The sequence below is a fragment of the Iamia sp. SCSIO 61187 genome, from assembly GCF_019443745.1.
Classification (GTDB): domain Bacteria; phylum Actinomycetota; class Acidimicrobiia; order Acidimicrobiales; family Iamiaceae; genus Iamia.
The window spans coordinates 2,019,187-2,045,367 of the sequence record NZ_CP050948.1 but is presented as its reverse complement, the minus strand read 5'-3'; the positions used below and the strand labels follow the sequence as shown (position 1 = coordinate 2,045,367).

Below are 26,181 nucleotides of genomic sequence, written 5' to 3'. Positions count from 1 at the left end.
GGTGCGACAGGTGGGGCCACAGCTGGGCGACGCCCACGGCGACGACGGCGACGACGACCGCGTCGCCCGCGGGACCGACGCGCTCGACGAGCTCCGCCGCGCCCACGCCGCCACGGCCCGGTCGGAGCGGTGGCTGCGGACGCTGCTCGGGAGCGTGAGCGACGCCATCTCCGTGCTCGACCGCGACGGCACGCTCAGCTTCACCACCGGGACCGAGGCCCGGTTCCTCGGCTACTCCGCCGACGAGTGGCGGACCATGGACATCCGCACCCTCGTCCACCCCGACGACCGGGACCGGGCCTTGGCCGCCTTCGACCGGTCGCTCGCCTCCCCCGGCGTCGAGGTCAGCGCCGAGGCGCGGGTGCGGGCCGCCGACGGGCGCTGGGTCGACGTCGCCGCGACCGGCGTGAACCTCCTCGACGATCCCGAGGTGCGGGGCATCGTCCTCACGACCAGCGACATCACCGACCTCCGGCGGGCCCAGCGGTTGGCGTCGAGCCAGGCCGCCGTGCTCGAGCTCATCGCCCGGGGCGCGCCGCTCTCGGACGTGTTCGACCGCTGCGTCGCCCTGGTCGAGGAGAACGGCGTCGGCGGACGGTCGTCGTCGATCTACCTCCTCGACGACGACCGGTTGGAGATGCGCGCCGGCCGCGCCCCCACCGAGCTCAACGACTTCATGCGCGACCCGCCCCACGACCCACCCCGCAGCCTCTGCGACGCCGCCTTCGCCACCGGCGCCGCGACCTACCTGCCCGACCTCGACCTCGGCGACGAGATGCCCGAGCTGCGCGCCGTGGCCCGCCGTGTCGGCCTGCGGGCGGGGTGGTCGCAGCCCATCGTGGCCACCGGGACCGGGGAGGTCATCGGCACCCTGTCGACCGTCTACGACACGCCCCACACGCCCGACGCCCACGAGCAGCGCGTCGGCGAGCTGGCGTGCAGCCTCGTCGCCATCGCCGTCGAGCGGGTGGCCACCGAGTCCCGGCTGTCCCACCAGGCCCTGCACGACGGGCTCACCGGCCTGCCCAACCGGGTCCTCCTGCTCGACCGGCTCGACCACGCCCTCGAGCGGGCCGGCGACCGGACCTCGGACCTGGCCGTGCTGTTCTGCGACCTCGACCGGTTCAAGGTCGTCAACGACAGCCTGGGCCACGGTGTGGGCGACCAGGTCCTGGTGGCCGTGGCCGATCGCCTGCGGGCGACGATCGACCCGGGCAACACCGTGGCCCGCTTCGGCGGGGACGAGTTCGTGGTGCTCCTCGACGATCCCGTCCACGCCCACGACCCCGAGTGCGTCGCCGCCGACATCGCCACCGCCATGGCCGAGCCGTTCGTGGTCCCGTCGGGCCAGGAGGTGCACCTCACGGTCAGCATCGGCCTGGCCGTCGCCGCCGACCACCACACCGGCGACAGCTGGCTCCGCGACGCCGACGCGGCGATGTACCGGGCCAAGGACCGGGGGCGCGACCGGATGGTGCTGTTCGACTCCGACATGCGTGCCGCCGCCGTGGTGCGCCTCCAGATCGAGAACGACCTCCGGCGCGCCGTCGAGCGCGAGGAGCTGGTGGTGCACTACCAGCCCGTGGTCGACCTGGCCGCCGGGCGCATCGTCGGGGCCGAGGCGCTGGTCCGCTGGGCGCACCCCGAGCACGGGTTGCTCGGGCCCGACGTCTTCATCGGCGTGGCCGAGGAGACCGGCACCATCGACGAGGTCGGCCGGTGGGTGCTCGACCGAGCCGTGGCCGACGTCGGCGGCCTGGTCGCGGCCCTCGGGGTCGACCGCTTCCAGCTCGGCGTGAACCTGTCGCTGCACCAGCTGCGGCGGGGCGACTTCGACCGCGTCGTCGACAGCACCTGCCGCCGCCACGGCTGGCGCCCCGAGGACCTGCTCCTGGAGATCACCGAGACGGCGCTCAGCCCCGGGATCGACGGGTCCCTCGACCTCCTGCAGCGGATCAGCGCCCTGGGCGTGGGGCTGGCCATCGACGACTTCGGCACCGGCCACTCGTCGCTCACCCGGCTCGGGCGCATGCCGGTCGGCGAGGTCAAGATCGATCGCAGCTTCGTCGCCGCCATCGACCGGCCCGGCGCCCGCCTCGACCGCATCGTCGACGCCGTCGCCGCCCTGGCCGGAGCGCTCGACCTCCAGATCTCGGCCGAGGGGGTCGAGACCGAGACGCAGCTGGCCCACGTCCGCCGGTGCGGCTGCCACCTGGCCCAGGGCTACCTGTTCTCGCGCCCGCTCCCGATCGACGGCTTCGCCGCCCTCCTCGCCCGAGATCCGCGCTGGTAGTCCCCCACCCGCACGGGCGGGGCGGCGGGCGCGCCTGGCCCCCCCCGGGACCGGGCCGGAGAAATCTGCAACCAGTGGTTGCATCATTGGCTCGGATCGGGCACTCTCATCCGCAACCAAACGTTGCGGAAGGGCCGAGACCATGACCGACATCCAGAACCAGACGATCGAGCGGGAGATCCACGTCGAGGCCTCGCCCGAGGTGGTCTTCGAGGTGGTGACCAGCCCGGAGCACCTCCGGGAGTGGTGGCCCGACGACGCCGTCATCGAGCCCACGCCCGGCGCCGTGGGCGAGCTCGTCTTCGGCGACCGCTCCTCCCCTGACGCCCAGATCCCGCAGGTCACGGTGGTCGATGCCGTGCCGTCCCGCCTGTTCTCGTTCCGCTGGGTCTACCCCGACGACGAGGCGGCGGCGCCGGGCAACTCCCTGCTGGTGACCTTCGAGCTGGTCCCGGCCGACGGCGGGACCCTCGTCCGCATGACCGAGACCGGCTTCGCCGAGAAGGACTGGGCCGCGGCCGAGCTCGAGGAGCAGTACCGCGACCACGTCTCGGGGTGGGACCACTTCATCCCCCGGCTCGGCACCTACGTCGCCCGGCTGGTGGCGACGTCATGAGCGTGGCCGTCGACGACGACCTCTGGTCGGCGATCGGCGACCCCATGCGGCGGCGGCTGGTGGACCTGCTCCTCATCGAGGGCGAGTCCACCGCGACGACCCTGAGCGACCACCTCCCGGTGACCCGTCAGGCCGTGGCCAAGCACCTCGGGGTGCTCGACCGCGTCGGGCTGGTCCAGGGCACCACGGTGGGACGGGAGCGGCGCTACCGCGTCGATCCCGTCCAGCTGGGTCGGGCCGTCGCCCAGCTCGCGGCGGTCGAGGCGTCCTGGGACGGCCGGCTGCGGCGGATCAAGGAGATCGCCGAGGCGATCGAACGACGAACACGACAGAGCAACAGCTGAAGGAGACAGAGATGGTGGACATCTTGCACAAGGTGGGGGTCAGGACCGACTCCCCGCAGAGCGTGTACGAGGCGCTCACGACCATCGACGGGCTCTCGTCCTGGTGGACGAACGAGACCGACGGCGACGGGGACCAGGGCGGTGTCGTCCGCTTCCGGTTCGGCGACAAGGGCGGCTTCGACATGGAGGTGCTCGAGGCCGTCCCCGCCAAGCGGGTCCGGTGGCGGGTGGCCGACGGCCCCGAAGAGTGGATCGACACGACCGTCACCTTCGACCTCGAGCAGGACGGCGACCACACCAAGGTCCTGTTCGCCCACCGCGACTGGCGCGAGCCGGTCGAGTTCATGCACCACTGCAGCACCAAGTGGGCGAGCTACCTGCTGAGCCTCAAGGCCCTGGTCGAGACGGGCGCCGGCGCCCCGGCGCCGAACGACGTCAAGATCGACAGCTGGGACTGACGCCGCCGCGGTCCCCGTCGGTGCCGAGGCTCAGGCGCCGACGGGGACGTCGAGCGACGCGAGGAGGGCCTCGACGCGGCCGCGGATGTCGTCCCTGATGGGCCGGACGGCGGCGACGTCCCGGCCGGCGGGGTCCTCGAGGTCCCAGTCCTCGTAGCGCGTGCCGGGGACCAGCGGGCAGGCGTCGCCGCAGCCCATGGTGACGACCACGTCGGCGGCCCGGACGATCTCCTCGGTCCAGCGCGTCGGGTGCTCCCGGGAGATGTCGATGCCGACCTCGGCCATGGCGGCCACCGCCGACGGGTTGACCTGCGCGGCGGGCTCCGAGCCACCGGACCAGGCCACGGCCCGGTCGCCGGCGAGGTGGGTGAACCACCCGAGGGCCATCTGGGAGCGGCCGGCGTTGTGGACGCAGAGGAACAGGACGGTGGGACGCTCGTCGGCGGGAGGGTGGGACGGGCACACGGGCGGCTCCTGGGTCATGCCGACGGGGCGAGGGGACGGTTCGGGTAGAAGCGGCGCCGGGCCCACAGGGCGACGTAGACGAGCCCGATGAGGACCGGCACCTCGATGAGCGGCCCCACGACGCCGGCGAGGGCCTGGCCGGAGGTGACGCCGAAGACGCTGATGGCCACGGCGATGGCCAGCTCGAAGTTGTTGCCGGCCGCGGTGAAGGCGACGGTCGCGTTGCGGTCGTAGGTCAGGCCCAGGCGCAGCCCGAGGGCGAAGGCGCCGCCCCACATGAGGCCGAAGTAGACGAGCAGCGGCACCGCGATGCGGGCCACGTCCAGCGGCTCGGACGTGATGGCGTCGCCCTGCAGGGCGAAGAGCACGACGATCGTGAACAGCAGGCCGTGGAGGGCGACGGGACCGATCGTCGGGAGGAACCGCTCCTCGTACCAGTCCCGCCCCTTCGTCCGCTCGCCCACGGCTCGGCTGAGGTAGCCGGCCAGGAGCGGGATCCCGAGGAAGATGAGCACGGCGCGGGTGATGTCCCAGATGCCGACGTCGAGGCGCTCGCCGTCGCCCAGCCCGAGCCACCCGGGGAGGAGCTCCAGGTAGAACCACCCCAGGACCGAGTAGGCGGCGATCTGGAACACCGAGTTGATGGCCACCAGGAACACGGCCGCCTCGCGGTCCCCGCACGCCAGGTCGTTCCAGATGAGCACCATGGCGATGCACCGAGCCAGGCCAACGATGATGAGCCCGGTCCGGTACTCCGGCAGGTCCGGGAGGAAGATCCAGGCCAGGGCGAACATCAGCGCCGGACCGATCACCCAGTTCAGGACCAGGCTGGCCCCGAGCATGCGCCGGTCTCCGGTGACGGCGCCCAGGCGGGAGTACCGGACCTTGGCCAGCACCGGGTACATCATCAGCAGCAGCCCGACGGCGATCGGGAGCGACACGGAGTCGACCTTCACGGCGTCGAGGGCGTCGTCGAGGCCGGGCACGAGACGGCCTAGGGCCAAGCCGACGGCCATGGCCGCGAGGATCCAGACCGGGAGGAAGCGGTCCAGGAGCGACAGGCGCTCGAGGACCGCCTCCTCGGTCGGGTCGGCGGTGGTGGTGGCCGTGGAGGGCACCCTCAGCAGGACGGGGCCGAGCCCAGGGCGACGGCCTCGCTCATCGCCGCCGGCGCGCAGCACTGCGCCGGCTCGTCGCGGCCGTGGACGGTGGAGCTCATCTGCTCGGCGTCGCCGGTCTTGACGTAGACCTCCCACGGGGCGCCGTCGGGGTCGTTGACCCAGGTCTCGGTCTTGAGGGCGTAGCAACAGGTCGTGTCGTCGACGCCCGTGGTGGCCAGGCCGTCGTCGGCCAGGCGGGCTTCGGCGGCCCGCACCTCCTCGCCGCTCTCGACCTCGACGCCGAGGTGGTTCAGCGTGCCGCCGCCGGCGCCCTCGATCAGCACGAGCTTCAGGGGCGGCTCGACGATGGCGAAGTTGGCGTAGCCGGGCTTGCGCTTGGCCGGCTCGGTGGCGAACAGCTTGGAGTAGAAGGCGACAGCCTCGTCGATGTTCGAGACGTTGAGGGCGAGCTGGACACGAGACACGGTGGTCCTCCTGGTACATTCACGGTTGTCGATGCGATGGGCACTGTACCCTTCCATCGATGATTGTCAATGCGTGAGGACGGATCTCCATGAGCACACCCAGCCCGACCCTCGAGGACACCACCGCGACGTGCTGCTCGACGGGTGTCGAGGTCCCCCTCAGCGACGCCCGGGCGGCCGTGCTCGCCCACACCTACGCGGCCGTGGCCGACCCGGTGCGCCTCAAGCTCCTGAGCCTGATCGCCGCCGCCGGCGAGCTGTGCTCGTGCGACATGACCGACCCGCTGGGCAAGAGCCAGCCGACGGTCAGCCACCACACCAAGATCCTCTCCGAGGCCGGCCTCATCGTCGGCGACAAGCGGGGGCGCTGGGTCTACTGGAGCGTCGTGCCGGCGCAGGAGGCCTTCGTCCGCCAGGTCCTCGACGCCTGAGGGCGGGCGTCTGCGTCTCCCGAGCCCGGCCCGGCTCGGGTCGCGGGCCCTTCGGCCCTACTCCTCCGGCGACCCCTCGGACAGGCTGAGGGCACACCACCGGAGGTGCACGCCATGACCGAGTCCACCATCGTCGTCGGCATCGACGGCAGCCCGGCCGCGGACCACGCCCTGTCCTGGGCCCGGGCGTTCGCGGCGCCGACCGGTGCCGAGGTGCGGGCCGTGATGACGTGGGAGGTACCCGCCTACATGATCTCGACCGTCCCCCTCGGCCCCATGACCTCACCGGTCGAGATCGTGAAGGACGCCTCCCGCGACACCCTCGACGCCGCCGTCAAGCGGGCCGAGGGTGGTCCCGGCCCGATCACCACCGTCCTGCGCCACGGCCCGCCGGTGTCGACGCTGCTGACCGAGGTCGCCGAGCACGACGCCGACCTCGTGGTGGTGGGGACTCGCGGCCTCGGCCCCGTCCGCCGGGTGCTGCTGGGCTCGGTGAGCGCCCGGGTGGCCCGCGACGCCACCTGCCCGGTGGCGGTGGTCCCGCTCGGGGCGCCGGTCGGCTCCTCGGGTCCGATCGTCGTCGGCGTCGACGGCTCGGCCGGGTCGGTCGCTGCCCTGCGCTGGGCGGCCGACCGGACCGACGGCCCCATCCACGCCGTCCACGTGATGGAGTACCCCTTCGGCCCCGAGTACGCCGTGGAGGGCCTCGAGTTCCACGGTCACGAGGCCTTCGGGCACGAGGTGGTGGACCGCACCGTCGCCGAGGCCCTCGGCGAGCGGCCCGACGTCACCATCGGCGTGACCAGCGGCGACGCCCGCGACGTCCTCACCCAGGTCGCGACGACGCTCCGGGCCTCGGCGATCGTGGTCGGGGCGCGGGGCGGCTCGGGGCTGGCCGGGCTGGGGTCGGTCGCGACCAGCGTGGCGTCCCACGCCGACGTCGCCGTGGTGGTCGTCCCCCCGGCCTGACGGCCCTTCGGCGACAACGGGAGCCCGGATCAGCCCCTTGACGGCGCAGTCCCCTCGTGATGCCCTTCACATGGGCTGCGGTGACGTCGTCACCCGGTGCTGGGGGTGGCCGTGGAGCCGATCACGACGCAGGCGCTTCCGTGAGCCTCCCCCCGACCCCCTCGCGGCCCGCCGCCGGCGCCCGGGACCGACCCCTGGGACCGGGGTTCGACGCTCTCCTCCGGGGCTCGCTGATCACCAACACCGGCGACGGCATCCGGCTGGCCGCGCTGCCGCTGCTCGCCGCGTCGCTGACCTCGTCGCCGCTGCTCATCAGCGCCGTCACCGCCGCCCAGTACCTGCCGTGGGCGACCTTCGCCCCCCTCGGGGGTGTCATCGTCGACCGGCGCGACCGACGGCAGACCATCCTCGTCACCCAGACCTGGCGGGCCCTCGTGATGGTCGCCCTCGCCGCCTCGGTCGGGCTGGACCTGGTGGCGATCTGGCAGCTCTGCGTCGTGGCGTTCGTCGTCACCGTCGGCGAGATCATGGTCGATCCCGCCATCGTCGCCCTGGTGCCGACGGTCGTCGAGGACGAGGACCTCGACCGGGCCAACGGTCGCATCGCCAGCGCCGAGATCGTCACCAACGACTTCGCCGGCGGTCCGATCGGCGCCGTTGCGTTCGGCCTCGCCCCCTGGCTCCCCTTCGTGATCGACGGCGCCAGCTACCTGGGATCTGTCCTCCCCTTCCGTCGCCTCCCGACCGAGCGGCCCCGCCCGTCCCGTCCCGATCCCCGCCCCGATGGGCGGCGCACCCGTCGGGACGAGGCCCTCGAGGGCTTCACCTGGCTGCGGCGCCATCTCGTCCTCGGCCCCCTCACCGCCGCCCAGGTCGTCTCCTACCTCGGGGCATCCGCCGGCCTCAGCCTGCTGGTCGTGCTCGTCACCATCGAGCTCGACGCCTCGGCCCTCACGTTCGGGGCCGTGCTCGCGGCCGGCGCGCTGGGCGCCGTGGTCGGATCGCTCGCCGGTGGCCGCGTCGCCCGGGCCGTCGGCGTCCGCGCCACGCTGGCCGGGGCCGTCGCCGCCCAGGGGGCCACGCTCGCCGCCGCCGCCATCAGCCGCTCCGCCCTCCTCGTCGTCGTGCTGTGGCTCCTCAACGGCCTCCCCGCCGGGGCGCAGCGACCGATCGCCCGGAGCATGCAGCAGCGGCTCACGCCGAACCACCTCCTCGGGCGGATCAACGTGACCGCCCGGATCTTCACCCGTGGGATCATCATCGTCGGGGCCCTCGCCGCCGGCGCCCTCGCCACCGCCACAAGCGTCCGCGGGGCCCTGGCCCTCGGCGGCGTCGTCCAGCTCGTCGCCGCCGCCCTCGTCTGGCGCGCCCTCGCCCCGTCCCGTCTCCGCTGAGCAGGGGCCGCGACCGTGCCCGCTCAGACCTCGAGCAGGTCGAGCAACCGGGTCAGGAAGGGTCCCCCCGTCACCGGGCCGGCACTCGGGCGAGGAGGTCTCGGACTCGGGGACGAGCTCCTCGGCCTCCTCGGCGATCAAGACGGCCTCGGCCAGGGCGTCGGCGGTGGCGGGTCCGTCGCCCTGCTGGGCGTGGCCGACGTACGCCTCGGTGATGTCGATGTTCTCCTGCAGCAGGTCGAGGAACGCGTCGACCTCCCCCGCGCCCTCGTCGGGCTCGCCGAGGTCCGCCAGCGCCTCGTGGGTGGCCTCGTAGACGGGCAGGGCGGCGGCGGCCAGGTCGGCGCCGTCGGCCGCGTCGGCCGGCGGGTCGCCCAGGTCGGAGATGGCGTCGTCGGCGTTGAGGCAGATCTGGTCGGCCTCGGCCTCCCAGTCTCGGCGGCGATCGACGCACCGACCTCCTCGCCGCTACCTGGTCCACCAGGACATGGAGGAGCGCGAGCTCATGCCGGCGCTGTTCGACGCCATCGGGTTCGAGGCGACGATCGCCATCCACCAGGCGATCGTCGGCTCGATCCAGCCCGACGAGATGGCCCGTTCGCTCGCAGTGATGCTGCCGGCGATGAACCTGGACGACCGGGCCGAGATGCTCGGCGGCATGAGGGCCGGCGCCCCGGCCGAGGTCTTCCAGGGCGTGTGGAGCCTGGCCGGTTCGGTGCTCCGGCCCGCCGACCGGGACGCCCTGGCGGCCCGCCTGGCGCTCTCCTGAGGACGAGACCGAGGCTCCGGCGTCGCGGTCCCCAGCCACGAAGCGGTCGAGCCCCAGGCTCGCGCCCTCGCCGTCGACCGCGGCCTGGGCTGGAAGGAGGTCGACGACGACGACCTCCCCGGCATCGGGTCCACCATCCTCACGTCGTCCTGGGAGGCAGCGAAGCAGGTCAGGCACCGGCATCGGCGAAACTGTTCCTCAGCCCGGGCCCGGCCGCTCGGGCGAAGGAGAGCACCGTGCGCAGGTCCCTGTCCCGTCAGCTGGTCACCGCCGCCCTGGCGGTGGTGATGCTCACCGTTGGGTGCAGCGGCAAGGGGGACGACGGCGGCGGCGGGAGCACCGAGGTCGACGAGGCCGGCGACCCGGTGCGCGGCGGCTCGGTGACCTACGCGCTGGAGGCCGAGACCGGCGGCGGGTGGTGCCTGCCCGAGTCGCAGCTCGCCATCTCGGGGATCATGGTCGCCCGCTCGATCTACGACACCCTCACCGTCCCGGCCGAGGACGGCACCTACGTCCCCTACCTGGCCGAGGCGGTCGAGCACGACGAGACCTACACGACGTGGACGATCACGGTCCGCGACGGGGTGACCTTCCACGACGGCACGCCCCTGACGGCCGAGGTGGTCAAGAACAACCTCGACGCCATCCGCGGGGCGCCGGGCGAGCACGCCCGCTCCGCCCTGCTGGGCATCTTCGTGCTGCAGAACGTCGACAGCGTCGAGGTGTCCGGGACGCGCGACGTGGTCGTCACCATGAAGACTCCCTGGGTCGCCTTCGACGCCTACCTCTACGGCAGCGGCCGCTTCGGGATCATGGCCCAGGCCCAGCTGGACGACACAGAGGGCTGCAACCGCCGGCTGATCGGTACCGGGCCGTTCGTGCTGGAGGACCCGACGGACTGGGTGGAGGGCCGGGAGTTCCGGGCGGTGCGCAACCCCGACTACTGGCAGGACGCACCCGACGGTGAGCCGTACCCGTACCTCGACGAGATCGTGTTCACGCCGGTCCTGGAGGCCGAGCAGCGGCTGAACGGCTTGCTGGCCGGCGATCTCGACGCCGCCCACTTCTCCGGGCCCGAGGACATCCTCGAGATCCGGGACCTCACCGAGGACGGCACCCTGGCCAGCACCGACAGCGCGGCGAACGCCGAGGTCGGGTTCCTCCAGCTCAACACGTCCGAGCCGCCGTTCGACGACGTGCGGGTGCGGCGGGCCATCGCCCTGGCCATCGACCGGGACCAGCTCCGGGACACCTTCCAGGACGGCGACGACAGCTTCGAGGACGCCACCGGCCCCTATCCGCCCGAGTCGCCTGGATACCTGGACGACACCGGCTTCCCGCTGGAGGTCGACCTCGACGGGGCCCGCCGCCTGATCGCCGAGTACGAGAGCGACGTCAGCCCGCTGCGGCCGGTCGTGTACCAGGCGACACCGGCCGCCGGCACCCAGGAGCTGGCCGTCTTCATCCAGCAGTCGCTGGCCGAGGTCGGCTTCGAGATCGACATCGAGGTCGTCCAGCAGGACGCGCTGATCGACAACGCCATCAGCGGCGACTACGACCTGATGGCGTTCCGCAACTACCCGGGCGGCGACCCCGACGGGATGTACGTGTGGCTGAGGAGCGGGTCGCCCGTGAACTTCAGCCGGATCGCCGATCCCGAGATCGACCGGCTCCTCGACGAAGGCCGGGCCGAGCCCGACCCGGCGGCCCAGGATCGGATCTACCAGGACCTCAACCGGCGGCTCGGCGAGCAGGCCTACAGCATCTGGCTCACCTACACGACCTGGATGGTGGCCTCCTCCCCGAACGTCCACGGCTACAGCCCCGAGACCGCCCCGGACCTCCCCGACGGTTCCCGCCCGTCCCTCGGCCTGGCCACCGGCCACGCGACCCTCGGCCTCTGGCGCGACGACGCCTAGGGCCTCGTCCCGGCCATCACCGTCGAGCCGGGTCGCGGGCTCGCGGCGCGACAATCCGGGCATGGCCGCGAGCTCGGCGGGCACCTCACGCGAGGCCCCGGTGACATCCGACGCGATGGCTCAGCTGTGAACGCCCATCCGAGGTCCATCCAACGCTGACGGCGTGACCTCGCTCACGCCACCGGTGCGTCTGGTCGTTCGTCCCTCGTCGAGTGCTGGTGGGTCGAAGGGACGTGCGCCGGTCCGGGTCAGACCGATGGGCGGGCGGAGGGTCCGGCGATCATCGACGCCCACAGCTGGCGCTCCGCCTCGAAGGGGGCGTGGACGACGCCACTCTCGGCGCCGAACGTCATCGTCGAGCGGGAGCTCAGGTCGTAGGCCGGCCAGTCGCCGATGCCGGGGTGGCAGGGGCGGCCCGTGCGGGCGAAGGCGACCCACGCGTCCATCATCTGGGCAGCCAGCGCCTCGGCCTGCGGGCCCGAGCCGGTCATGCGATCGTCGCCGTTGCGGCCGAGGGTCCCGAAGACGAAGGGGATCTCGATGCCGTGGCAGGCCCCGAGGATGCCACCGCGGGCCGGCGACTCCCAGTCCACCTGGTACACGTACGTGTCCGGCTGGTGGGCCTGCTGGGCCTCGGCCAGCTGGAGGGCCGGAGTGCGGAAGCGGGAGGCGGTGATGACCGCGTCGAGGACGTCGTTGCCGTCGTGAGGGAGTCCGCGCTCGGCCCGGGAGGTGCGGTAGACCTCGATCACCTCGGCCGCCCGGTCGGCGGCCCGGCGGGGGATCGTGGCCCGGACCCTCTGCTCCAACGTGGCGTCGTCGAGCGTCGGCCGGTCCGGGGCCACGTACAGCTTGTGCTCGTCGCGGGCGGTGCCGACCATGAGGGGGACGTCACGGGCGACGCCGTCACGCACCGCCGGCATCGGAGCCTGGGGGAGCGAGTCGCCGTCGACGACCGGCCGCAGCGCCCCCCGGCTGCCCTGGGCGCGCAGGAGGGCATCAACCTCGACGGCGAGCAACGCCTCGCGGTCGCCGTCGGGGACGCCCAGCCGTCCGAGGTACGCGGCGGTGACCGCGGACGCGGCGTCCGGGCCGCCGAGGCCGATGGCGGTGCCGCTCTGGACGATCGCCTTGGCGAGGAGGCCACGGGCCGCCGGCATGGCCAGCAGGGTGTGGACCGCCACTCCCCCGGCCGACTGCCCGAAGATCGTCACGTTGTCGGGGTCACCGCCGAAGGCGGCGATGTTGTCGTGGACCCAACGCAGGGCCTCGATCTGGTCGAGCTGGCCGGCGTGGGTGGCTGCGCCCCACTCGTCGCCGCCGTGGCCGCCCAGGTACAGGTACCCGAGCGCGCCGAGGCGGTAGTTGATGGTGACCACGACGATGTCGCCCCGCTCGGCCAGCGGACCGCCGGCGTAGACGGGCTGGGACCCGGCGCCGTGGCTCAGCCCGCCGCCGTGGATCCAGAACAGGACCGGGCGGCGCTCGTCGTCGAGCCCGGGCGTGGCGATGTTGAGCGTCAGGCAGTCCTCGCTCTCGGCGCCGGCGGCCCGGAACGGGAACGGAACGAGCGGGTCCTGCGGCGCGACCGGTCCGGGGACGAGGGCGTCGCGGACGCCCGTCCACGGCTCGACCGGCTGCGGGGGCAGGAAGCGACGCGGCCCGGTCGGGGGGACGGCGTACGGGATGCCGGCGAAGGCGAGGTGGCCGCCGCGGGTGACGCCCCGCACGGTCCCCGCCGTGGTGACGACGTCGACGGTCACGGGGTCTCTCCGGAGCTCGTTGATGGTGTCCATCGGGTGGTCCTCTCGGTCGGGGTCGGTGGGCCCTCGGCCCTCAGGTCGGTGCGTTCACAACCGGCCGATGGCCTCGGCCAGCTGGGCGGTCGTGGTCAGCACGGCCTCGACCACCGCCGGCCGGTCCGCCTCGGACAGGCGGTCCGACGGGGCCGAGACCGACAGCGCAGCGACCGGCTCGTCGTCTCGGTCGAGCACCGCGGCCGCGATGCCGACGAGACCGGGGTGGCCGGTCGCGATCGCGTAGCCGCGCTCCCGGGTCGTCCCGAGCTCGGCGAGCAGACGGTCGACGTCGAGGCGGTGGCCGAGGTCGTCGCGAGCGGCCATCCGCTCCACGACGGCCTCGCCGTCGGGGGACGCCGCCAGGAGCGCCGTGCCGCCGGCGGTGAACGGCAGGGGGAGGCGGCTCCCGACCCGCGTGGTGAACCGCAGGGGCCGGGGCGAGACGAGCTTGTCGAGGTAGAGGGCGTCGTCGCCGTCGCGGACCACGAGGCTGACGGTCTCGCCCGTCCGGGCGTGGAGCTGCTGCAGGGCGCCGGCGGCGACCTGCTTGACGGGGAGGTCGGCGACCACCGCGGTTCCCAGCTCCCAGGTGCGTAGCGTCGGCCGGTAGAGGCCGGACGCCTCGTCCTGGGTCACGTACCCCAGAGCGACGAGCTCGCCGAGCACCCGGTGCGCGGTGCTCTTCTGCAGGCCGAGGTCGGCGGCCAGCGCCGACAGGCGCACCGGCCCCCTGGCCCGGCTGAGCGCCTCGAGGACCGCGAAGGCTTTGGCGACCGCGGTCTCCACGACCGGTAGTCTGTCAGACGGAACACCGTTCTGTCTGACGGAACGGAGCGGACACGCCAGGCACGGATGGAGGATCGGTTGAGGGACGAGTCGACCAGGTCGGCGGTGGTCACCACGGTCGACGGCGACGTGCAGGGGGTGGTCGCCTCCGGCGTCAGCATCTTCCGGGGCCTGCCCTACGGCGCCCCGACCGACGGAGCCAACCGCTTCCTTCCGCCCCGGCCGCCTGCGCCGTGGACCGGTGTGCGCGACGCCCGCCTGTACGGAGCGACCGCGGCCCAGGCCCGGACCTTCCTGGCCGATGGCGGCTTCGAGGGCAACCGGCCCACCCGCGGCGAGGACTGCCTGGTGCTCAACGTCTGGACGCCCTCACCCGATGCCGCCCGCCGACCGGTCATGGTGTGGCTGCACGGTGGCGGGTTCGAGGCCGGCACCGGCTCGGTGCTGCTCTACGACGGCGTCAACCTCTGCCGGGCCGGCGACGTCGTGGTCGTCACCATCAACCACCGCCTCGGCGTGCTCGGCCACCTCCACCTGGCGGACCTGGTCGACGATCCCGACGTGGCCGGTTCGGGCAACGCCGGCTTCCTCGACGTCGTCGCCGCCCTCCGCTGGGTGCGGGAGAACATCGAGTGCTTCGGCGGCGACCCCGGGAACGTCACCATCTTCGGCCAGTCCGGCGGCGGCCGGAAGGTGAGCCTGGCCGCCGCCGCGCCCGCCGCCGCCGGGCTGTTCCACCGCGGCATCGTGCAGAGCGGGTCGCAGCTGCGGCTGACGAGCCGGGCGCGAGCCCACGAGCGGGCCGAGCAGCTGCTCGCCCAGCTCGACCTTCCCCCCCGGCAGTGGCGACGGCTCCAGGAGCTGCCCTGGCGCGACGTCCTGCGCGCCGCCCGCTCCGTGCGGGGGCGCTTCGGCCCGGTCGTCGACGACGTCGTGTTCGACCGTGACCCGTGGGCGCCCGACGCACCGCCCACGGCGTCGGCCGTCCCGATGATGATCGGGACGTGCCGGACCGAGCTCTCGCTGCAGCTCGGGATGCTCGACCCCACGACGTTCGCCATCGACGAAGCCGACCTCCCCGCGCGCCTGGCCCCCTACGTCGACGCCGATGACGTCGACCGGCTTACGGCCATCGTCCGCCGGTCCCGCCCCGATGCCTCGGCGCCCGAGGTGTTCTTCACCATCGCCACGGCCCGCACCTACTGGCGCGACGCCCAGCTGCAGACCGAGGCGAAGGCCCGGCAGGCCGGGGGCGCGCCGGTGTGGTCGTACCGCGTGATGTGGCGGACACCGGTCGACGGCGGCCGCCTGGTCTCGCCGCACAACCTCGACCTGCCCTTCGTGTTCGCCAACGTCGAGCACGCGCCGCACATCGTCGGACCGCCGTCGGACCAGACCCGGGCCATGGCCGAGGTGATGAGCCACACGTGGCTGGCCTTCGCCCGCACCGGCGACCCGGGCAACGAGACGATCCCGGAGTGGCGGCCCTACGACCTCGAACGGAGGAGCGTCCTGCACCTCGACGTCCCGCCCGTGGTGATCGACGACCCGTTCCCCGACGAGAGGGCCGTCATCGAGCGGTACGAGTCGCAGCAGGCCCGATCACGGCGTCGAGGGTCCGCCCCGGCGTGATCTTCGACCGCCCGGGACATCCTCGGGGCCCGAACCCCGAGGACATCCCGTGATCGTTCACATCAGCTGCTGTGCAATCGCGAGAAATGTCCGTGGGAATTGCGGCACGGACATCGTGGTGTCGCGGGTCACACCGCGGTGCTGGTCTGATGCCGGTCGTCAGTCGTGCGAGGCGGAGATGGCGAGCCACGTCGGCCGGCCCTCCCGCTCGACCAGGGTGAGGGCGAACGCATCGCCCCCGGCCCAGCCGGCGAAGGCGGTGGTCACGGCAGCATCGCCGATCTCCCGCATCTCGGGGTCGGAGACGTCCGCGTTGACGTCGGCCAGGCGATCGAGGTAGGCGTCGAGGACCGTCCGAGGCTCAGCGGTGACCTCGAGGAGGGCCACGATCCCCCCGGTGGCGTCTTCGAGGTCGAGGTGCGGAGGCCCGGCCAACCGGCTGCCCTCCTGGACCGGGAGGTCGTAGCCCAGCTCCCCCGCAGTCCCCATCCCCTCCCCAGGCACCGGCAACGGTGGCCACGTCGTCGGGGCCGCCGAGACACTCGGCCCGTCACCACCGGCCGCCATCAGGCCGTACTGCCAGTGGAGGTCGGTGGTCGAGAAGCGCAGGACCACGTGGTCGGAGAGCACATCGTCCCGCATGCCCCGGACGACCTGAGCCGTGAAGCTGCGCGGCGATGCGGGCTCCGGCGTTCGGGCGAACACCGAGCAGATCGTGACCTCTTGGTCCAGGACGCATCCCGGCCCGGACTCCCGGACCAGCCCCGTCGCCTCCGCCTGTCGCAGGTAGGCGTCGAGGATCGCCAACGGGTCCCCGCCGTCGACGACCGAGCTCGCCGTCCACCCCTCGTCGACGATCGGCGTGCCGCTCTGCACCACTTCCACCCCGATGGGGATCGGATCCCCGATGAGGGTCGTGCCCTCGACCAGCGTGAAGCCGTCGCCGAGGGAGGTCCCCGGCGGCCCGGCTGCGGACTCGATCACGACCGGTCCCGATGCCTCGGTGGTCGGCGGCGGCGCGGACGTGGTGTCGCGCTGCCCACCGCCGTCTCCGGCGACGACAACCACGCTGACGACGGCCGCCGCGACGACCACGACGGCCGCCAGGACAGCGATGCCGGCCTTTGACGTCACCAACCCATCGTGCCAGGACGGCATCTGGTCGTCCGGGGTTGCCATGGTCCGCATGGTGTCGCCGCCGGACCCGGGCGCAACGGGCCGGGGCCCGGCGCTGATGCGCCGGGCCCCTCAGATGGATGAGCGTCGATGTCCCGGACGCGAGATCCCGGGACATGTCACGCGAGATCGGCGGACATCTCACGCGAGATCCAGGGACATCTGACGCGATTTCTCAGCTGCTGTGAAATCGCGAGAAATGTCCGTGGGAATCGCGGCACGGACATCGTGGTGTCGTGGGTCACACACCAGGCATCGTCGGCCTCTTCGTCGTCAGTCGTGCGAGGCGGAGATGGCGAGCCACGTCGGCCGCCCCTCCCGTTCCACCAGGGTGAGCTCGAAGCCGTCGCCGCCACCGCCGCCTGCGAAGGCCGTCGTGACGACAGCGGCGCCGATCTCCTGCACGGCGGGGTCGGAGTGCCCGGCGCGCTCGCCCAGGTGGCCGAGGTAGAGGTCCAGGACCTGCCGAGGATCGCCGGTCACCTCGAGGACCACCTCGACCCCTCCGGTGCCATCGTCCAGGTTGAGGTGCGGAGGGCCGGCCAACCGGCTGCCCTCCTGCACGACGATCTCGTGCTGAAGCTCGCCGGCCGTCCCGAGCCCGTCGCCGACCTCGGCGAGCGGCCGCTCGGAAGGGGCCGCAGGGACCTCGGACACTCGGCCGCCAGCGGGAGTCGGGATGTACTGCCAGTAGAGGTACGTGGTTGCGAAGCGCAGGACCACGTGGTTCGACAGCACGTCCTCCCGCAAGCCCCGGACGACTCGAGCCGTGAAGCTGTGCGGCTGGTCGGGCTCCGGAGCCCGGGCGAACATCGAGCAGATCGTCACGTCCTGGTCCAGAGCACACCCGGGCCCGGTCTCGCCGACCAGCCCGGTCGCCTCCGCCTGACGCAGGTAGGTGTCGAGGATCTCCATCGGGTCGCCGCCGTCGATGACCAAGCTCGCCGTCCACCCCTCGTCGATGACCTCTGTGCCGCTCTGCGCGACTGAGGTCCCGATGGGGATCGGGTCCCCGATGAGCGTCGTCCCCTCGACCACCGTGAAGCCGTCGCCGAGGGATGAGCCCGGCCGCCCGGACGTGTCACGGCTCTGCTCGCCGTTGCTGGCGACGACAGCGATGCTGACGACCGCCGCAGCGACGACCACGACGGCAGCCAAGACAGCGATGCGGACCTTCGAAGTCACCAACCCATCGTGCCAGCGCCGCACCCCATCGTCCCCGGCGCCCGGGGCCACGCCGTCGATCAGCGTGCTCCCGTGCCCCTCGGGGGCGGGCCCATCAGTGTCCGGGTTTGGCATGGCCTCCACCGTGTCGCCGCCGGACCTGGGCGCAACGGGACGGGGCCCGGCGCAGTCGCGCCGGGCCCCGCCAGATGGATGAGCGTCGATGTCCCGGGCGCGAAATCCCCGGACATGTCACGCGAGATCGGCGGACATCTCACGCGAAATCCAGGGACATCTGACGCGATTTCTCATCAGCTGCAGCCGCTGGTGCTCCCGCAGCTGGGGCAGGCGTGGCAGGAGCCGGCCCGGATCATCTGGACACCGCACTGCATGCAGTAGGGGGCGTCCGACTGGCGGGGCTCGGGACGGGCCTGGGGCACCTCGGCCGCCGGGGTGGACTCGGCGTCGAGGACACCGGCCCGCTCGAGCAGGCTGGGCTGGCTGCCGGCGCTGGTCTGGTCGGTGGCGTCCTCCAGCTCCTGGGCCAGGGCCGAGGCCGACGGCACCGACTTGGGGTCGGCCGGGATGTCGGATCCCTGGCTGGTCTCGGTGACCGTCTCCATGACACCGGGCAGCGTGGGCTGGGTCCGCTCCGACACGGTGAGGATGCCGAGCTCGGCCCGCTCCTCGAAGGAGAGGTAGTCCACCGCCAGCCGCCGGAACATGTAGTCGAGCAGCGACGAGGCGATCCGGATGTCGGGGTCGTCGGTCATGCCCGCCGGCTCGAACCGGGTGTTGGTGAAGGTCTCGACGTAGGCCCGCAGCGGCACGCCGTACTGGAGGCCGTAGCTGATGGACACGGCGAAGGCGTCCATGATGCCGGCGAGGGTCGAGCCCTGCTTGGAGATGCGGACGAAGATCTCGCCGGGGCGGCCGTCCTCGTACTCGCCGACGCTGACGAAGCCCTTGCAGTCGGCGACCCGGAACTCGAAGGTCTTCGACGTGCGGGTCCGGGGCAGCTTCTTGCGCACCGGCTCCTTGACGGTGACGACCTTCTCCACGACCCGCTCGACCACCGTGGGCGACTCGCCGTCGCCCTCGGCGACGATCTCGGCGACGACGTCCTTCTTGGTCATGTTGAGCGGCTGGGCCACCTTGCAGCCGTCGCGGTAGATGGCGATGGCCTTCACGCCCATCTTCCAGGCGTCGATGTGGAGCTGCTCGACCTCCTCGACCGACACCTCGGTGGGCATGTTCACGGTCTTGGAGATGGCGCCGGAGATGAAGGGCTGGACCGCAGCCATCATCGAGACGTGCCCGAGGTAGTGGATCGGGTTGTCGCCCATCGAGCAGGCGAACACCGGGAGGTGCTCGGCCTTGAGGGCGGGGGCGCCCAGGATCGTCTTCTCGGTGTCGATGTGGGCGACGATGGCGTCGATCTCGTCGGGCGAGTAGCCCAGGTTCCGCAGGGCGCGGGGCACCGTCTGGTTGACGATCGACATGGTGCCGCCGCCGTGGAGGGTCTTGGTCTTGGCCAGGCCCAGGTCGGGCTCGATGCCGGTGGTGTCGCAGTCCATCATCAGCCCGATGGTGCCGGTGGGGGCCAGAACCGAGGCCTGGGAGTTGCGCACGCCGAACTGGGCGGCCAGCTCGCAGGCCTCGTCCCAGCTCTGCTGGGCGGCGCCGAGGATCTCCGACGGCACCAGCTCCTCGTCGATCGAGGCGGCGGCGGTGCGGTGCATGTCGAGCACCTTGAGCATGTGCTCGGAGTTCTCGGCGTAGCCGGCGAAGGGGCCCATGCGGGCGGCGGTGCGGGCCGAGATCTCGTAGGCGTGGCCGGTCATCAGGGCGGTGATCGCGGCGGCCCAGGCCCGGCCCGCCTCGGAGTCGTAGGCGGCGCCGGTGGCCATCAGGAGGGCACCGAGGTTGGCGTAGCCCAGGCCCAGCTGGCGGAACTTGCGGCTGTTCTCGCCGATCGACTCCGTCGGGTAGTCGGCCCGGCCCACGAGGATCTCCTGGCCGGTGAACATCACCGCGCAGGCCTGCTTGAACCCGTCGACGTCGAAGGTGCCGTCGTCGCCCAGGAACTTGAGCAGGTTGATCGAGGCCAGGTTGCAGGCCGAATCGTCGATGTGCATGTACTCGCTGCACGGGTTGGACCCGTTGATGCGGCCGGTGTTGGCCGCGGTGTGCCAGCGGTTGATGGTGGTGTCGAACTGCATGCCCGGGTCGGCGCACTCCCAGGCGGCCTGGGAGATCTGGCGCATCAGGTCACGGGCCCGGACGGTCTTGATGACCTCGCCGGTGGTGACGGCGGTGAGGTCCCAGTCGGCGTCGTCGACGACGGCCTGCATGAACTCGTCGGTGACCCGGACCGAGTTGTTGGCGTTCTGGTACTGGATCGAGGGCCGGTCCCGTCCGTCGAGGCCCATCTCGAAGCCGGCCTCCTCGAGGACCCGCATCTTGAGCTCCTCGTGCTGCTTGCACCAGATGAACTCCTCGATGTCGGGGTGCGACACGTCGAGGATGACCATCTTGGCGGCGCGCCGGGTCTTGCCCCCGCTCTTGATGGTGCCGGCCGAGGCGTCGGCGCCCCGCATGAAGCTGACCGGCCCCGAGGCGGTGCCGCCGCCCTTGAGGTGCTCCTTGGAGGAGCGGATGCGGGACAGGTTGATCCCCGAGCCCGACCCGCCCTTGAAGATCACGCCCTCCTCCCGGTACCAGTTCAGGATCGAGTCCATGGCGTCGTCGACCGAGAGGATGAAGCAGGCGCTGGCCTGCTGGGGCACGCCCTTGACCCCGATGTTGAACCAGACCGGCGAGTTGAACGCCGCCTTCTGGGTGACGAGGAGGTGCTTGAGCTCGGCTCGGTAGGCCTCGGCCTCGTCGTCGTCGGCGAAGTAGCCGCCCTCGATGCCCCACGTCGTGATGGTGTCGGCCACCCGGTCGATGACCTGCTTGAGCGAGCGCTCGCGCTCGGGCGTGCCCAGGGTGCCCCGGAAGTACTTCTGGGCGACGATGTTGGTCGCGTTCATCGACCAGGAGGTCGGGAACTCCACGCCCAGCTGCTCGAAGGCGACGGTGCCGTCGGCCCAGTTGGTGATGCGCGAGTCGCGCTCCTCCCAGGTGACCTCGTCGTAGGGGTGCACCCCGGCGCGGGTGAAGTGGCGACGGATGCCGATGCCGGTCTGCTCGGGGGCGATGGCCATGGAGGGTCTCCTGGGTCAGGGTTCGGCGGGGGCGTCCGCCAGGGAGGTCGAGCCGGGCGGCCGCCATGCCTCCCGCATCTGGCCACAACCTCTTGTGCCTCGAACCCCCGACCGGGGGCCCGGACCACAAGATGTGGCGTGGCTGATCATTACATCAGTGTAGTTACAGGGCTGTCAACGGAGGCCGCGGCGCGTAGTCCCAGGTCAGGGGGCGCTCGCGAAATCTCCCGCACGCGAGGCTCGCCCGCACCCCCATGGTCGCTGCCCCCGGACCTCCGGGGACACCCACACCCTCACTATTCCGAGAGGCGCCGCGGCCCCGTCGACAGAGCAGCACCCTACGGACGACTGCTTGTGGAACGGAAGGGGAACAGGCTGTGGATTCCGGGGGATCTCGCGGTGGATGTCCCCCGATCCATCCACAGGCCTGGGGACGACCGGGCGCGACGAGGGGGCCGGGGCCGCAGCCCCGGCCCCCTCGGGCAGCCGACCGCCGAGAGGCGGTGGCGGTCGGTCAGAGCGGTCGCCGGACGATCAGCCGGCGGCGCCGATCTCCACGGCGATGTCGATGGTGGCCACCTTGCCGACGAGCACGCCGCCGGTCTCGAGGGCCTGGTTCCAGGTCAGGCCGAAGTCCTCGCGGTCGATCTCGATCCGACCCTCGAAGCCGGCGACGACCTGGCCCCACGGGTTCTTGCCGGCACCGTTGTAGGTGACGGTGAAGCTCACCGGTCGGGTCACGTCCTTGACGGTGAGGTCACCGGCCAGCGTGAAGGTGTCGCCCTTGACGTCGGAGATGCCGGTCGAGCGGAACGTGATGTGGGGGTAGGCCTCGACGTCGAAGAAGTCGGGGCTGGTGAGGTGGGCGTCGCGGTCGGGGGTGCCGGTGTCGACCGAGGCGGCGGCGATGGTGACCTCGACCGAGCTCTGCAGCGGGTCCTCGGCGATGGTGACGGTGCCCTCGACATCGCCGAAGCGACCCCGGACCTTCGACACCATCATGTGCCGCACCGAGAAGGTGAGCTCGGAGTGGCTGGTGTCGACGGCGTAGGTGCCGGCCTCGGGGATCTGCAGGCCGTGGAAGTCGCGGGTGGGGATGGCGGTGGTGCTGATGTCGCTCATGGGAGCTCCTCGGGGGATCGGGCGGATTTGGTTGCAGCCGCAACTATACGCCGCTTTTGTTGCGCACGCAACTACCATGGTGGTCGTCCCCCCCTCGACCCCCGCACGGGGCCCGCAGGGCCCGACTGCCGCCGCCAGGAGCCCGCCGCCATGGCCGACCTCGCCACCCCCTCCCCCGCCGCCACGACCGATCCCCGGGCAGCCGCCCTCGACGACCCCCGGCTCACCGCCGCCGGTCTGCTGTTCGAGGTGGCCACCGGGCTCGAGAGCCGCCTCGCCGCCCAGATCGCCTCGGCCGGCGTGTCCCTCTCGGAGTTCGAGGTCCTCCTCCGCCTCAGCCGGAGCGACGACACCCGCCTCCGCATGAGCGACCTGGCCACACAGTCGAACCTCTCCTCCAGCGGGCTCACCCGGCTCGTCGACCGCCTCGAGGGCCGACAGCTGCTGACCCGTCAGGCCTGCCCGAGCGACGGGCGCGGCTCGTTCGCGGTGCTGACCCCCGCCGGGCTCGAGCTCCTGCTGTCGATCATGCCGGGCCACGTCGAGCTGATCGACCGCTGGTACACCAGCGCCCTCTCCCCCACCCAGCTCGAGGAGCTGACCTCCGCCCTCCGCGCCGTCCGGGCCGTGGTCCGCCCCGGCGCCGAGGCCGGGGCGTGAGATCTCAGTCACTCGTTCGCTGGCGCTCTCTCCGTTCCTTCGAGCTGACGGTGCCTCGCTGCGCTCGGCGCTGAAGGTCCTCCCGGCGACGGACGGCTCGTCCCTCGCCGCCACGCTCGCCTCTGCGGGGGAGACCCCCGCGCCCCCAGCGGCTGCGCCGGGCCGGCGCTGGTCGCGGAGGGACCTGGGTGGTCGGGCCAGAGGGTGGTATGCCTCGCGCTCGGTGACTCGCCCCTAGGCCGGGGCGACCTCGACGGGGATGCCGTTGAGGACGGCGTTGCCCGACACGGCGTCGACCACGGCGTCGTCGGTCAGCACGTTGCTGTTGACCCCGGCGTGGCGGCCGGCGACGCCCATCTGGACCCCGGGACGGTCGTGGCCCCAGCCGTGCGGGAGGCTGACGACCCCGGGCCGGATGGCATCGGTGACCTGGACCGGGGCGGTCACCGCGCCCACCCGGCTGGTGACGGTGGCCTCGGCCCCGTCGACCAGGCCGAGCCGGTCGGCATCGTCGGGGTGGACGTGCAGGGTGCAGCGGGCCTTGCCCTTCACCAGCACCTCGACGTTGTGCATCCACGAGTTGTTGGACCGGACGTCGCGCCGGCCGACCAGCCGGAGGTCGGTCTCGTCGACGGGGCGGGCCAGGGCCTCGGCCAGGCGGGGCAGGTCGGCGAGGACGACGTCGGGCGCCAGCTCGACCTTGCCGCTCGGGGTCCGCAGGACCTCGGGCAGGCGGGGCGCCAGCGGGCCGAGGTCGATGCCGTGGGGCGCCTCCCGGAGCCGCTCGAGGGTGAGCCCGTCGGGACGGTCGCCGAAGGCGTCGCCGTAGGGACCGACCCGGAGCATGAGGTCGAGGATGCGGGCCGGCCCGGGCTCGTCGCCCAGGGCGGCCTTCAGCTCGGCCGGGTCGCGGCCGTGGACGGGGCCGTGCTCGTCGCCGACGGCGCCGGCGAGCAGGGCGTCGAGCACCAGGCCCTCCACCACCGCCGGGTCGGCGGTCGCCGCCATCCCCTGGAGCACCAGGGCCAGGCGGGAGAGCACCTCCCACTCGTCGGGCGTGCCCTCGTCGCGCCGGAGGATCGGCTCGCTCCAGTTGGCCACGTTGCGGATGGCCAGCTGCAGGAGGGCCAGGTCGTAGTGCGGCTTCTCCAGGGCGCTGGGCACGGGGAGGATGACATCGGCGTGGCGCGTGGTCTCGTTGATGTAGATGTCGACGCTGACCATGGCGTCGAGGCCGTCGAGGGCGGCGTCGAGGCGCTCGCTGTTGGGCGTGGAGCACACCGGGTTGCCGGCGATGGTGACCAGGGCCCGGATCTGGCCCTCGCCGGGGGTGTCGATCTCCTCGGCCAGGCACGAGACGGGCAGCTCGCCCAGCGACTCGGCCAGCCCCCGGACCCGGCTGTGGCGGGACCCGAGCCGCAGGCCGCGCCCGACGCCTGGCGCACCGCGGGTGGTCGGGGAGCCGGCGGCGGGTCGGGTGAACATGGCGCCGCCGGGGCGGTCGAGGTTGCCCGTCAGCGTGTTGAGCACGTCGACCAGCCAGGACGCCACCGTGCCGAACTCGGCGGTGGTCGTGCCCATGCGGCCGTACACCGCGGCGCTCGGCGCGGCGGCCAGGTCGCGGGCCAGGCGACGGATCTCGTCGGCCGCGACGCCGGTGCTGGCCGCCACCGCCTCGGCGGTGAACGGGGCGAGGGCGGCGCAGGCCTCCTCCAGCCCCGCCAGGTGGTCGGCCAGGGGGCCCACGTCGACCAGCCCCTCCTCCACCAGCGTCGCCGCCATGGCCGCCAGCAGCAGGGCGTCGGTGCCGGGCCGGATGGCGACCCACTCGTCGGCCATCGCTGCGGTCTTCGTCCGCCGCGGGTCGACGACCACGACCCGCCCGCCCCGGGCCCGGATCGCCTCGAGCCGCCCGGGCCAGTCGGGCGCGGTCGCCAGGCTGCCGTTGGACTCGAGGGGGTTGGCCCCGAGGAGCAGGAGGTGGTCGGTGCGGTCGATGTCGGGCACCGGGACGGTGAGCGGAGCACCGAACATCAGCCCCGACGAGATCTCCTTGGGCCGCTGGTCGACGGTGCTGGCCGAGAACACGTTGGGCGACCCGAGGGCGCGGAGGACGGGCTTCAGGAACAGCAGGGCGCCGAGGTTGTGGGCGTTGGGGTTGCCCACGTAGGCGCCGACGGCCGTGCGCCCGTGGGCCTCGATCGCCCCGCCCAGGACCCGCTCCACCTCGGCGAAGGCCTCGTCCCACCCCACCTCGACGAACTCGCCGTCGCGCTTGACCACCGGCCCCCGCAGGCGGTCGGGGTCGTCGTGCAGCTGGCGGAGGGTGGACCCCTTCGGGCAGATGAACCCGTGGCTGAACACATCGTCGCGGTCGCCCCGGATGCGGGTGACCCGCTCGGCCCCGTCGTCGTCGCGGACGACGGTGATCTCCAACCCGCAGCCCGCCTCGCACAGCGGGCAGGTGCGGAACGCGGTGCGGGTGGCCGGGCCGCCGGCGACGGCGGCCTCGCTCTCCAGGTCGGGTCGGACGGGATCGACGACTGCCATCCCGCCATCGTGCCAGCCCCCGTCCCTCCCCGCCCACGACCTCGGAGGTCATCGACCGGCGTAGCGTCGCCGCCGATGCGCCAGCTGCTCCCCGAGCCCCGGGACGAGGTCGACGTCGCCGCCGCCTACGCGGTGGACCGACCCGCCCACGACGGGCGGCCGTGGGTCGTCGCCCTCATGGCCTCGACCGCCGACGGGGCCGCCGCCGTCGAGGGCCGGTCGGGCGCCATCGGTGGCCCCGGCGACAGCGAGGTGTTCGCCGCCGTGCGGGCCGTCGCCGACGCCGTCGTGGTCGGCGCGGGCACGGTCGCCGCCGAGCGCTACGGCCCGGTCCGGCTCCCCGACGACGTCGTGGCCCGGCGCCACGGCCGCGGTCAGGCGTCCCAGCCCCAGCTGGCCGTGGTGTCGGGACGGCTCTCCCTGGACCCCGACCTCCCCCTGCTCGCCCCGGGCCCGGCGGCGGACCGTCCCCTCCTGATCCACCCGCCCGCCGCCCCGGCCGACCGGCGGGCCGTCCTGGCGTCACGGGCCGAGCTGGTCGAGGCCGCCGCCGGACCCGGAGGCGGTGTCGACCCAAGCGCGCTGCTCGCCGAGCTCCACCGTCGGGGCCACCGGGTGGTCGTGCTCGAGGGCGGTCCGACGCTGAACGGGACGATGGTCGCCGCCGACCTGGTCGACGAGCTGTGCCTCACCCTCGACCCGATGGTGGTGGGCGGGCTGGCCCCCCGCATCGTCGTGGGCGCCGGCCCCGGCGCGGCGCGGGCCTGGTGCCCGGCCCACCTGCTCGAGCACGACGGCGCCCTGTTCTGGCGCCTCCTGCGCGACCGCTCCGAGGCCTGA

At 72.8% G+C, this 26,181-nt stretch carries 21 protein-coding genes and 1 pseudogene; 12 read left to right on the top strand and 10 right to left on the bottom strand.

Annotated features, from left to right (window positions below):
- Nucleotide 1: 1 nt before the first annotated feature.
- The 4 genes from HC251_RS09860 (at nucleotide 2) to HC251_RS09845 (ending at nucleotide 3,711) form a co-directional block, all read left to right on the top strand.
- Nucleotides 2–2,293: an EAL domain-containing protein gene (locus HC251_RS09860; RefSeq protein ID WP_219945121.1), complete on the top strand. Its 2,292-nt coding sequence runs from the start codon at nucleotides 2–4 to the stop codon at nucleotides 2,291–2,293.
- 151 nt (nucleotides 2,294–2,444) lie between these two features.
- Nucleotides 2,445–2,909, top strand: coding sequence for an SRPBCC domain-containing protein (locus tag HC251_RS09855; protein ID WP_219945662.1), 465 nt, complete (start codon nucleotides 2,445–2,447; stop codon nucleotides 2,907–2,909).
- Nucleotides 2,906–3,253, top strand: coding sequence for a metalloregulator ArsR/SmtB family transcription factor (locus tag HC251_RS09850; protein WP_219945120.1), 348 nt, complete (start codon nucleotides 2,906–2,908; stop codon nucleotides 3,251–3,253). Before HC251_RS09855 ends, HC251_RS09850 begins: the two co-directional genes overlap by 4 nt.
- A gap of 11 nt (nucleotides 3,254–3,264) precedes the next feature.
- Nucleotides 3,265–3,711 carry an SRPBCC domain-containing protein gene (locus tag HC251_RS09845; protein ID WP_219945119.1) on the top strand — a complete coding sequence of 149 codons (447 nt, stop codon included), beginning with the start codon at nucleotides 3,265–3,267 and terminating at the stop codon, nucleotides 3,709–3,711.
- A 30-nt stretch (nucleotides 3,712–3,741) separates the two neighbouring features.
- On the opposite strand, the pseudogene HC251_RS09840 reads toward HC251_RS09845, so the two are convergent.
- The 3 genes and pseudogenes from HC251_RS09840 to HC251_RS09830 all read right to left on the bottom strand — a co-directional run.
- Nucleotides 3,742–4,152 (bottom strand): annotated as a pseudogene (locus HC251_RS09840) (arsenate reductase ArsC); the annotation flags it as partial.
- Between the two features lie 38 nt (nucleotides 4,153–4,190).
- Entirely contained in the window at nucleotides 4,191–5,303 is a 1,113-nt protein-coding gene (gene arsB / locus HC251_RS09835; RefSeq protein ID WP_370651292.1) for an ACR3 family arsenite efflux transporter, read from the bottom strand.
- On the bottom strand, nucleotides 5,297–5,761 hold the full coding sequence (locus HC251_RS09830; RefSeq protein ID WP_255566661.1) for an ArsI/CadI family heavy metal resistance metalloenzyme: 465 nt from the start codon (nucleotides 5,759–5,761) through the stop codon (nucleotides 5,297–5,299). Before HC251_RS09830 ends, arsB begins: the two co-directional genes overlap by 7 nt.
- Before the next feature lie 89 nt (nucleotides 5,762–5,850).
- On the opposite strand from HC251_RS09830, the gene HC251_RS09825 reads away from it, so the two are divergent.
- The 5 genes from HC251_RS09825 to HC251_RS09805 all read left to right on the top strand — a co-directional run bounded on the left by HC251_RS09825 (nucleotide 5,851) and on the right by HC251_RS09805 (nucleotide 11,243).
- Entirely contained in the window at nucleotides 5,851–6,192 is a 342-nt protein-coding gene (locus HC251_RS09825; protein WP_219945115.1) for a helix-turn-helix transcriptional regulator, read from the top strand.
- 114 nt (nucleotides 6,193–6,306) lie between these two features.
- Nucleotides 6,307–7,161 carry a universal stress protein gene (locus HC251_RS09820; protein ID WP_219945114.1) on the top strand — a complete coding sequence of 285 codons (855 nt, stop codon included), beginning with the start codon at nucleotides 6,307–6,309 and terminating at the stop codon, nucleotides 7,159–7,161.
- Nucleotides 7,162–7,301: 140 nt separating this feature from the next.
- Entirely contained in the window at nucleotides 7,302–8,555 is a 1,254-nt protein-coding gene (locus HC251_RS09815; protein WP_219945113.1) for an MFS transporter, read from the top strand.
- Between the two features lie 487 nt (nucleotides 8,556–9,042).
- Nucleotides 9,043–9,324 carry a hypothetical protein gene (locus HC251_RS09810; RefSeq protein WP_219945112.1) on the top strand — a complete coding sequence of 94 codons (282 nt, stop codon included), beginning with the start codon at nucleotides 9,043–9,045 and terminating at the stop codon, nucleotides 9,322–9,324.
- Between the two features lie 236 nt (nucleotides 9,325–9,560).
- Nucleotides 9,561–11,243: an ABC transporter substrate-binding protein gene (locus HC251_RS09805; protein WP_219945111.1), complete on the top strand. Its 1,683-nt coding sequence runs from the start codon at nucleotides 9,561–9,563 to the stop codon at nucleotides 11,241–11,243.
- Nucleotides 11,244–11,491: 248 nt separating this feature from the next.
- Here the strand turns inward: HC251_RS09805 and HC251_RS09800 are convergent, their stop codons facing one another.
- A complete protein-coding gene (locus HC251_RS09800; RefSeq protein WP_219945110.1) occupies nucleotides 11,492–13,039 on the bottom strand; it encodes a carboxylesterase/lipase family protein in 1,548 nt (515 codons plus the stop codon).
- A gap of 54 nt (nucleotides 13,040–13,093) precedes the next feature.
- Nucleotides 13,094–13,828 carry an IclR family transcriptional regulator gene (locus HC251_RS09795; RefSeq protein WP_219945109.1) on the bottom strand — a complete coding sequence of 245 codons (735 nt, stop codon included), beginning with the start codon at nucleotides 13,826–13,828 and terminating at the stop codon, nucleotides 13,094–13,096.
- A 78-nt stretch (nucleotides 13,829–13,906) separates the two neighbouring features.
- On the opposite strand from HC251_RS09795, the gene HC251_RS09790 reads away from it, so the two are divergent.
- On the top strand, nucleotides 13,907–15,460 hold the full coding sequence (locus HC251_RS09790) for a carboxylesterase/lipase family protein (RefSeq protein ID WP_219945108.1): 1,554 nt from the start codon (nucleotides 13,907–13,909) through the stop codon (nucleotides 15,458–15,460).
- A 159-nt stretch (nucleotides 15,461–15,619) separates the two neighbouring features.
- Here the strand turns inward: HC251_RS09790 and HC251_RS09785 are convergent, their stop codons facing one another.
- The 4 genes from HC251_RS09785 to HC251_RS09770 all read right to left on the bottom strand — a co-directional run bounded on the left by HC251_RS09785 (nucleotide 15,620) and on the right by HC251_RS09770 (nucleotide 22,131).
- Nucleotides 15,620–16,594 (bottom strand): hypothetical protein, encoded by a 975-nt coding sequence (locus tag HC251_RS09785; protein ID WP_219945107.1) that lies wholly within the window; start codon nucleotides 16,592–16,594, stop codon nucleotides 15,620–15,622.
- Nucleotides 16,595–16,909: 315 nt separating this feature from the next.
- Nucleotides 16,910–17,821, bottom strand: coding sequence for a hypothetical protein (locus HC251_RS09780; protein ID WP_219945106.1), 912 nt, complete (start codon nucleotides 17,819–17,821; stop codon nucleotides 16,910–16,912).
- A gap of 290 nt (nucleotides 17,822–18,111) precedes the next feature.
- Nucleotides 18,112–21,009, bottom strand: a complete 2,898-nt coding sequence (locus HC251_RS09775) for a vitamin B12-dependent ribonucleotide reductase (protein ID WP_219945105.1) — start codon at nucleotides 21,007–21,009, stop codon at nucleotides 18,112–18,114.
- A gap of 534 nt (nucleotides 21,010–21,543) precedes the next feature.
- Nucleotides 21,544–22,131 (bottom strand): YceI family protein, encoded by a 588-nt coding sequence (locus tag HC251_RS09770; RefSeq protein WP_219945104.1) that lies wholly within the window; start codon nucleotides 22,129–22,131, stop codon nucleotides 21,544–21,546.
- A 150-nt stretch (nucleotides 22,132–22,281) separates the two neighbouring features.
- Between HC251_RS09770 and HC251_RS09765 the strand changes: the two genes are divergently transcribed.
- Complete coding sequence (locus HC251_RS09765) at nucleotides 22,282–22,791, top strand: MarR family winged helix-turn-helix transcriptional regulator (protein WP_219945103.1); 510 nt, start codon at nucleotides 22,282–22,284, stop codon at nucleotides 22,789–22,791.
- 234 nt (nucleotides 22,792–23,025) lie between these two features.
- Here the strand turns inward: HC251_RS09765 and HC251_RS09760 are convergent, their stop codons facing one another.
- Nucleotides 23,026–25,341, bottom strand: coding sequence for a molybdopterin-dependent oxidoreductase (locus HC251_RS09760; RefSeq protein ID WP_219945102.1), 2,316 nt, complete (start codon nucleotides 25,339–25,341; stop codon nucleotides 23,026–23,028).
- A gap of 75 nt (nucleotides 25,342–25,416) precedes the next feature.
- Here HC251_RS09760 and HC251_RS09755 point away from each other — a divergent pair, with 75 nt between their 5' ends.
- A complete protein-coding gene (locus HC251_RS09755; protein ID WP_219945101.1) occupies nucleotides 25,417–26,181 on the top strand; it encodes a dihydrofolate reductase family protein in 765 nt (254 codons plus the stop codon).

Coding starts and splice junctions, on each gene's coding strand:
- HC251_RS09825 (WP_219945115.1), top strand. CDS start 5,851: ATGAGCACACCCAGCCCGACCCTCGAGGACACCACCGCGACGTGCTGC.
- HC251_RS09800 (WP_219945110.1), bottom strand. CDS start 13,039: ATGGACACCATCAACGAGCTCCGGAGAGACCCCGTGACCGTCGACGTC.
- HC251_RS09775 (WP_219945105.1), bottom strand. CDS start 21,009: ATGGCCATCGCCCCCGAGCAGACCGGCATCGGCATCCGTCGCCACTTC.
- HC251_RS09810 (WP_219945112.1), top strand. CDS start 9,043: ATGGAGGAGCGCGAGCTCATGCCGGCGCTGTTCGACGCCATCGGGTTC.
- HC251_RS09845 (WP_219945119.1), top strand. CDS start 3,265: ATGGTGGACATCTTGCACAAGGTGGGGGTCAGGACCGACTCCCCGCAG.
- HC251_RS09755 (WP_219945101.1), top strand. CDS start 25,417: ATGCGCCAGCTGCTCCCCGAGCCCCGGGACGAGGTCGACGTCGCCGCC.
- HC251_RS09760 (WP_219945102.1), bottom strand. CDS start 25,341: ATGGCAGTCGTCGATCCCGTCCGACCCGACCTGGAGAGCGAGGCCGCC.
- HC251_RS09820 (WP_219945114.1), top strand. CDS start 6,307: ATGACCGAGTCCACCATCGTCGTCGGCATCGACGGCAGCCCGGCCGCG.
- HC251_RS09765 (WP_219945103.1), top strand. CDS start 22,282: ATGGCCGACCTCGCCACCCCCTCCCCCGCCGCCACGACCGATCCCCGG.
- HC251_RS09770 (WP_219945104.1), bottom strand. CDS start 22,131: ATGAGCGACATCAGCACCACCGCCATCCCCACCCGCGACTTCCACGGC.
- HC251_RS09850 (WP_219945120.1), top strand. CDS start 2,906: ATGAGCGTGGCCGTCGACGACGACCTCTGGTCGGCGATCGGCGACCCC.